This is a genomic window from Sandarakinorhabdus sp., assembly GCF_031422795.1.
Classification (GTDB): domain Bacteria; phylum Pseudomonadota; class Alphaproteobacteria; order Sphingomonadales; family Sphingomonadaceae; genus Sandarakinorhabdus.
Genome location: NZ_JANPML010000099.1, coordinates 1 through 7,259, shown reverse-complemented (window position 1 = coordinate 7,259; position 7,259 = coordinate 1). Strand labels below are relative to the sequence as shown.

General features: G+C 64.5%; 8 protein-coding genes. 2 read left to right on the top strand and 6 right to left on the bottom strand.

The annotated features are described in order from the left end of the window. Window positions 1–45: 45 nt before the first annotated feature. Both RMO81_RS03875 and gatB read right to left on the bottom strand, forming a co-directional pair. A complete protein-coding gene (locus tag RMO81_RS03875) occupies window positions 46–168 on the bottom strand; it encodes a hypothetical protein (protein WP_310474426.1) in 123 nt (40 codons plus the stop codon). Window positions 169–261: 93 nt separating this feature from the next. After that, a complete protein-coding gene (gatB, locus tag RMO81_RS03870; protein WP_310474425.1) occupies window positions 262–1,758 on the bottom strand; it encodes an Asp-tRNA(Asn)/Glu-tRNA(Gln) amidotransferase subunit GatB in 1,497 nt (498 codons plus the stop codon). A 290-nt stretch (window positions 1,759–2,048) separates the two neighbouring features. Between gatB and RMO81_RS03865 the strand changes: the two genes are divergently transcribed. Next, entirely contained in the window at window positions 2,049–3,575 is a 1,527-nt protein-coding gene (locus RMO81_RS03865; RefSeq protein ID WP_310474424.1) for a hypothetical protein, read from the top strand. A gap of 5 nt (window positions 3,576–3,580) precedes the next feature. Continuing rightward, window positions 3,581–4,309, top strand: a complete 729-nt coding sequence (locus RMO81_RS03860; protein ID WP_310474423.1) for a class I SAM-dependent methyltransferase — start codon at window positions 3,581–3,583, stop codon at window positions 4,307–4,309. Here RMO81_RS03860 and RMO81_RS03855 read toward each other — a convergent pair. The 4 genes from RMO81_RS03855 to RMO81_RS03840 form a co-directional block, all read right to left on the bottom strand. Continuing rightward, window positions 4,218–5,279 carry a glycosyltransferase family 2 protein gene (locus RMO81_RS03855; protein ID WP_310474422.1) on the bottom strand — a complete coding sequence of 354 codons (1,062 nt, stop codon included), beginning with the start codon at window positions 5,277–5,279 and terminating at the stop codon, window positions 4,218–4,220. The genes RMO81_RS03860 and RMO81_RS03855 overlap by 92 nt on opposite strands. A gap of 22 nt (window positions 5,280–5,301) precedes the next feature. After that, complete coding sequence (locus tag RMO81_RS03850; protein WP_310474421.1) at window positions 5,302–5,742, bottom strand: GtrA family protein; 441 nt, start codon at window positions 5,740–5,742, stop codon at window positions 5,302–5,304. After that, the gene (gene gatA / locus RMO81_RS03845; RefSeq protein WP_310474420.1) at window positions 5,708–7,162 is read right to left on the bottom strand and encodes an Asp-tRNA(Asn)/Glu-tRNA(Gln) amidotransferase subunit GatA; all 1,455 of its coding nucleotides are present in this window, start codon (window positions 7,160–7,162) and stop codon (window positions 5,708–5,710) included. The genes RMO81_RS03850 and gatA overlap by 35 nt, the downstream gene beginning before the upstream one ends. Then, window positions 7,159–7,259 (bottom strand): Asp-tRNA(Asn)/Glu-tRNA(Gln) amidotransferase subunit GatC (locus RMO81_RS03840; protein ID WP_310474428.1); only part of this gene is annotated, 101 nt, incomplete at its 5' end. The genes gatA and RMO81_RS03840, both read right to left, overlap by 4 nt.

Sequence of the window (7,259 nt, the reverse complement as noted above, 5' to 3'; positions counted from 1 at the left end):
TTACACGTATTTGGTCAGCATTCTGAACATGAAACGGTGCACATTCTAGGGGACGTGGAAGCTCTTACGGCTTTGCGCAATGCCTTGGCCCTGTGCGGCCGGGTGGGCCATCAACCGTTCCAGCGTTGCAACGCTGGTGTTGCGATCTTCACGGGGCTTGAGAATCATTGAGCAACCTGACACGCGAATCACTTCGGCAATACTTGCCGAAGCAGCGCATCAGGACATGATTTCCTTTATATTTGGTTGGCAGGCTTGGTTTTAGCCGTCCAACAATGCCTTCAACCGGTCGTTGACCACGCCCGGTGCAGCCTTGCCGGCCATGGCGCGCATGACCTGGCCGACGAAGAAGCCGAACAATTTGTCCTTGCCTTGGCGATATTCGGCCACCTTGTCGGGGTTGGCGTCCATCACTTCTGTTATGGCGGCATCGATGGCGCCGGTGTCGGAAACCTGTTTGAGGCCGCGGCTTTCGACGATGCTGGCCGCGCCTTCGCCGGTTTCCAGCATGGCTTCGAAGACCTGCTTCATCAGCGGACCCGACAGCGTGCCATCAGCCGCCAGCGCCAGCAGTTCGGCCAGCGCGTCGGGCGATACCGGGCTGTCGTCAATTTCCAAGCCCAGCTTCTTCAGCGCGCCAAACAGATCAGTGGAGATGAAGTTGGCAACGCGCAGGGCCACGTCGAGTTCGGGCTTGCCCACGCGGGTGGCAGTGGCCGCCAGGGCGGTTTCGAACCAGTCGGCGGTTTCCTTCTCGGCCGAGAGCACGGCGGCGAGATAGGGCGACAGGGCCAGCGTGGCTTCATAGCGGGCGCGCTTGGCCGCCGGCAGTTCGGGCAGGGATGCACGGCACTGTTCGACGAAGGCATCATCAAACACCAGCGGCAGCAGATCGGGATCGGGGAAATAGCGATAGTCGTGCGCGTCTTCCTTGCCGCGCATCGAACGCGTGGTGCCGGTGCCCGGATCGAACAGCCGGGTTTCCTGGATCACCTTGCCGCCGCTTTCGATCAGATCGACCTGGCGGCGGGCTTCATGTTCCACCGTCAGCATGATGAAGCGCACGCTGTTGACGTTCTTGGTTTCGGTGCGGGTGCCGAATTCGTCGCCGGCCTTGCGCACCGATACGTTCACATCGGCCCGCATCGAGCCTTCGTCCATGTTGCCATCGCAGGAACCGACATAGCGCAGCAACTGGCGCATCGCGGCGACATAGGCCCCGGCTTCGGCTGGCGAGCGGATATCAGGACGCGAGACGATCTCCATCAGCGCGCAGCCGCAGCGGTTAAGATCGACATAGCTCATCGAAGGGTGCAGATCGTGCACCGATTTGCCGGCGTCCTGTTCCAGATGGATGCGCTCGACACCGATGGTTTTCCTGGTGCCATCGTCCAGCTCGATATCCAGATGACCTTCGCCCACGATCGGGTGATAGAGCTGGCTGATCTGGTAGCCCTGCGGCAGATCGGGGTAGAAATAATTCTTGCGGTCAAAGCGCGACCATTTGTTGATCTGGGCGTTGATGGCGAGGCCGGTTCGCACGGCCTGGCGCACGCATTCGCCGTTGATCACCGGCAGCATGCCCGGCATCGCCGCATCAACCAGGCTGACCTGGGCATTGGGTTCGGCGCCGAATTCGGTGCTGGCCCCTGAAAACAGCTTGGCCTTGGCCGTGACCTGCGCATGGACTTCGAGGCCGACCACGATTTCCCAATCGCCGGTGGCGCCCTTGACGATGTACTTCGCTGCTCCAGACATGGTGCACGCTATGGCCAGCGTCGTCTGGCTTTGCAAGCCCGCAGCTTGGCGTATCGTTGGCGATTGCACGCGATATCCGCATGGACAAAGCTGCTTGCGGGCTTTAGCCGAAGTGCGCCTGTGGCACGTGGTCGGGCGTGGTGAAACAGGCGGAATAACACCGCGTTGCTGACCGTGGGGGGAGGCAAAGCTGGCGATCAGGGGTTTTTGTGCAACCGGGCACAGATAATGGAGTGATGACAGGGACTGCACCAGCCTTGCCGGCGACGCCGGCCGGATGGGGCAACGCAGTGCGTTGGCCGGCGGCCGCGCTGATGCTGGCGCTGGGATTGCTGCCGCTGATCGTCACGCCGGTGCTGCCGCTCATCGATTTCTATAATCATGTCGCGCGTTTTCAGGTGCTGGCCACGCTGGCAGACAATCCGCTGTTTGCCGCCAATTATGCCTCGGTCTGGGCGGTCCTGCCCAATATCGGGCTGGACGTGATTGCGCTGGCGGCCTTGCAGATCGTGCCGCTGGCGCTGCTGCCGCACCTGCTGGCGGTGCTGATCCTGGCGGTCTTGTTTGCCGGCCTTTTGACACTCAATCGTGCCATCACCGGGCAGGTGCGCTGGCCGGCGCTGCTGTTGGCGCTGCCGCTGCTTTACAGCTGGATTTTCAACTGGGGTTTCGCCGGGTTCCTGCTAGGCTTGGGCCTGGCCTTGCTCACAGCGGCCTGGTGGCTGACCCAGCGCGACCGGCCGCTGCGGCGGTTGGGATTGGCGCTGTTGCTGGCACTGGCCATTTTCTTCTGTCACGCGCTGGCGTTCGGGCTGTTTGGCATCCTGATTGCCAGTCTTGAACTGAGCTATTGGTGGCAACAGCGCCCGCGCCGTTTCGGGGCGCTGGTCAGTGGCCTGGGCCAATGCGCGCTGCTGGCGGTGGTGCCGGTGCTGTTGTTCTTGGCTTCGCGCACCGCAACTGCGGCGGGCGGCGTGTCCAATGCCGATGAAAGCCTGTCGCGGCTGCGCGCCCAGGGATTGTTGATGAACCGACTGGTTGAACTGGCGGTGCAGCGGCTGGAAACCATCATCCGGGTCGCCGAAGGCCCGTCGTATCCGGCTGATGCGCTGTGGCTGGTGTTGTTGCTGGCGCTGCTGGGGCTGGCTTTCCAGCGGCGCGCCTTGCAGTTGGCGCCGCTGGCGGTGGTGCCGGCGCTGGCCGGCATCGTGCTGGTGCTGATCATGCCGCCGGCGCTGTTCGGCAGCGGCTATGTTTCGGATCGCATGCCGCTGTTCCTCGCCATGGTGCTGGTTGCCGGGATCATGCCGGGGCCGGGCCGGTTGGGGCTGCTGCTGCCTGGGCTGGCCACGCTGGCAGGCGTGCGGCTGTTGATGGTGGCAGTGCAATGGCATGGCACTGCCGCTGATCTTGCCGATTTTGATGCGGTGGCGCGGGCCTTGCCGCCGGGCCAGGTGGTTGCCGGTCTGCCGGTGAGCGCCACTCCCCATGAAGATATGCCCAATCGCTGCGAGATGTACCCGCCGCTGCTGCTGCTGCGCCATGGCCATGCCACGCCGCTGTTTGCCATTCGCACCGCGCAGCCACTGCAGCTGCGCGGCCGGCTGGCGGCAGCCCGCGAAGAACTGGCGCTGCGCCCACCCGGCCCGCAATCCCGCCTGCGCCCGGAACTGGTGGTCGCGGCCTACGCCCGTGCCGGCTATGCCTATGTGCTGCTTTGCCAGGCGGCGGCGGATCGGCCCTTGCCGGAAACGCCTTATCCTGTGGTCGCCCAGGCGGGCCGGTTCCGCCTGTTGCGCCTTGAATCGGGGCAGTAATTTCCATGGAACGCGGCATCTATGATCACATGGCGGCCCACGCCGGTTCGCACTGGTGGTATGTGGCGCGGCGCCGCGTGCTGGCGGATGTGATCGCGCGCCACGTGCCGTTGCCGCCGGCTGCCCATGTGCTCGAAATCGGCTGCGGCACTGGCCACAATCTTGGCATGCTGGGCCAGTTTGGCGCGGTGGACGCCGTGGAGCTTGACGACGATGCCCGCGCGCTGGCCAGCCAGGCGCTGGGCCGTGCCGTGCTGCCGGCGCGGCTGCCCGATCTGCCGCCCCTGCCGGTGGAGCGTTATGATCTGATTGCCCTGCTCGACGTGCTGGAACATGTGCCGGAAGATCGCGCCACGCTGGCCGCCATTGCCGGCCGCCTGGTACCGGGCGGAAGCCTGCTCGTCACCGTGCCGCAGCACCAGTGGATGTGGAGCAGCCACGACGTCGCCAATCACCACATGCGCCGTTACAGCAAGGCCAGCCTGAAAGCGGCCTTTGCCGGATCGGGCCTCGAACTGCAGCTGCTGACCAGCTTCAACAGCATGTTGTTCCCGCTGGCCGTGGCGCAGCGGCTGGCGTCGCGGCTGTCGGGCCGCGAAGGCCGGCAGGATGATGATCTGCCCGGGCCGTTGAATGGCCTGTTCACGGCCGTGTTTGGCTGGGAACGTCACCTGGTTGGCCGGTTGCCGTTGCCGCCGGGGTTGAGCCTGCTGGCGTTGGCGACGAAGCCGTAATGGCCGCTTGGGGGCTGACCCCCAGTCGCGCCATCGGCCGGCTGCTGCCCACCACATCGGCAACAATATAGAGCGGCCGCCGCTTGGCCTCGACATAAACGCGGCCCAGATATTCGCCGATCACGCCCAGAACCAGCATCTGCGCAGCGCCGATGCCGATGACCAGCAGGCTCAGCGAGGTCCAGCCTTCCACGGTGCCGCCGGTCAACCACTTGGCCAGAATATAGATGGCAACCAGCACCAGCAGGCCAACCAGCCAGAGGCCGGCGTGGGAGGCAAAGCGCAGCGGCTTGGTGGAAAAGCCGGTGATGGCATCAAATGCCAGGCTGAGCATCTTGGTGAAGGGGTAGTGCGTCACCCCGGCCAGGCGCTGGGCGCGGGCGTAGGGGAAGGGCACTTGGGTGTAGCCGATCCATGCCACCATGCCGCGCACAAAGCGCGCCTGTTCCGGCATCGCCATCAGCACATCCAGCGCGCGCCGGCTGATCAGACGGAAATCACCGGTATCGAGCGGGATGTTGATATCGGTCAGCCGATCGAGGATGCGGTAGAACAGGCCGGCGGTGAACTTCTTGGCATAGCTTTCACCATCGCGGCTGGTGCGCAGACCATAAACGACATCGGCCTGCTCACGCGCCATCGTCGCCAGCATGTCGGGCAGCAGTTCCGGCGGGTCCTGCAGGTCGGCGTCGATCACCAGGATCTTTTCGCCGCGGCATAGATCCAGCCCGGCCGTGAGCGCCAGTTGGTGGCCATGGTTGCGCGCCAGATTGAGGCAGACCAGTTGCGGGTCACTGGCCGCCAGTTCCTGCATGATCGCCCAGGTGCGATCGCGCGACCCATCGTTGATCAGCACGATTTCATGATCATCACCAAAACACTGGTGGGCGATGGCCGCGACCCGGCGATGCAGCTCGGGCAGGCATGCTTCCTCGTTGTAACACGGGATGACCACCGACAATCCGACCATGGCGCGACCCCCCGACCGCATATCAGCGGAACACAATGAACCTGTTGAGAATAAAGCCGAGCGGCGTCACCAATGCAACCCCGGCCAGCGTGGCGGCCAGCAGCCCGATATGCGGGGCTGCCAGCGTGTTGACGGCCGTAAACAACCCGCCACAGGCGATATTGACGGCAAGAAAGCGCAACATTTCAAGCCCCCAGCGGCCGTCACCCTGCGGCCTTGTCGCGCTGAAGGTCCAGAAGCGGTTGAGCAGGAAGCTTTGCGCCACCCCGGCGGCATAGCCAATCGCACTCGCTGTCGGCACGCCAAGCGGTTCAGCGAGCATCCGGATGATCAGATAGCTGGCCGTGGTGTTGAACACGCCAACCAAGCCAAAGCGCAGGAACTGCAGCAGCCCCGCCCGCGACGCCAACTGCTCCATCAGCATGCCATCACGGTCGGGCGCTGAAGCCGGCTGCCCGTTCAATGGCGAGGCCGGCATCGAGCACGCCCATCTCGTCAAGCGGGCGGCCGATGATCTGCAGACCAAGCGGCAGGCCGGAGGCCGACAGGCCCGCCGGCACGCTCATCGCCGGCAGGCCAGCAAGGCTGGCGGGCACGGTGAAAACATCGTTCAGATACATGGCGAGCGGATCGGCCTTGGCCCCGAACGCGAACGCCGGGCTGGGCGCCGTTGGCGTCAGCAGCACGTCGCATTTTTCGAAGGCCTGTTCGAAATCGCGTGCGATCAGCGCCCGCACTTTCTGGGCCTGGGTGTAATAGGCGTCGTAAAAGCCCGCCGACAGCACATAGGTGCCGATCATGATGCGGCGCTTCACTTCCTTGCCAAAGCCGGCAGCGCGGGTGGCGGCGTACATGTCGTGGACATTGCCGCCCTTGGGCGTGACGCGGTTGCCATAACGCACACCGTCGTAGCGGGCGAGGTTGGACGACGCTTCGGCCGGTGCCACGATGTAATAGGTCGGCAGCGCGTATTTGGTGTGCGGCAGCGAGACGGAGACGATTTCGGCGCCTTCGGCTTGCAGCCAGGCGATGCCCTGATCCCACAGCGCGGCGATTTCCGGGTCCATGCCGTCAAGGCGATATTCGGCGGGAATGCCGACGCGCTTGCCCTTCATCACGCCCGTCAAGCCTGCAGCCCAATCGGGCACGGCGACATCAAGGCTGGTCGAATCCTTGGCATCGAACCCGCACATCGAGGTGAGCAGATGGGCGCAATCGGTGACAGTGCGCGCCATCGGGCCGGCCTGATCCAGCGAAGAAGCAAAGGCGATCGTGCCCCAGCGCGAGGCGCGGCCATAGGTTGGCTTGATGCCGGCGATGCCGACAAACGCCGCCGGCTGGCGGATGGAGCCGCCGGTGTCGGTGCCGGTGGCACCGGCGCACAGCCGCGCCGAAACCGCCGCCGCCGAACCGCCTGACGATCCGCCGGGCACCAGTTCGGCCTCCGAACCCTTGGCTTTCCACGGGCTGATGACGCGGCCAAAGGCGCTGGTCTCGTTCGACGAGCCCATGGCAAATTCGTCCATGTTGAGCTTGCCAAGGAACACCGCGCCATCGCGCAGCAGATTGGCCGTCACGCTCGATTCATAACGCGGCACAAAACCCTTGAGGATGTTGGAACCCGCAGTTGTCTGCACGCCTTCAACGGCAAACAGATCCTTGATGCCCAGCGGGATGCCGGCCAACGGCCCGGTGCGGGTGCCATCGTCGACGGCCTTGGCCTGCGCCAGCGCCAGTTCCGGCGTTTCGACGATAAAGGCATTCAGATGCCGGTTGGCCGCCATCGCATCGAGATGCGCCTGCGCCAGTTCGACGGCGGAAAACTGCTTCGTCGCCAGGCCGGCCTGCATCTGCGCCAGTGAAAGTTCGGTCAGCGGGCTCATTCGATCACCTTGGGCACGGCAAAGAAGCCGCTGGCGGCGTCTGGCGCGTTGGCCAGCACCTTGTCCTGAATGCCGCCGTCGGTCACTTCGTCGGCGC

What these genes read in the sequence shown, in the direction of transcription:
- RMO81_RS03875 (WP_310474426.1), bottom strand. Translation starts at nt 168, where the DNA reads ATGATTCTCAAGCCCCGTGAAGATCGCAACACCAGCGTTGCAACGCTG.
- gatB (WP_310474425.1), bottom strand. Translation starts at nt 1,758, where the DNA reads ATGTCTGGAGCAGCGAAGTACATCGTCAAGGGCGCCACCGGCGATTGG.
- RMO81_RS03860 (WP_310474423.1), top strand. Translation starts at nt 3,581, where the DNA reads ATGGAACGCGGCATCTATGATCACATGGCGGCCCACGCCGGTTCGCAC.
- gatA (WP_310474420.1), bottom strand. Translation starts at nt 7,162, where the DNA reads ATGAGCCCGCTGACCGAACTTTCACTGGCGCAGATGCAGGCCGGCCTG.
- RMO81_RS03855 (WP_310474422.1), bottom strand. Translation starts at nt 5,279, where the DNA reads ATGGTCGGATTGTCGGTGGTCATCCCGTGTTACAACGAGGAAGCATGC.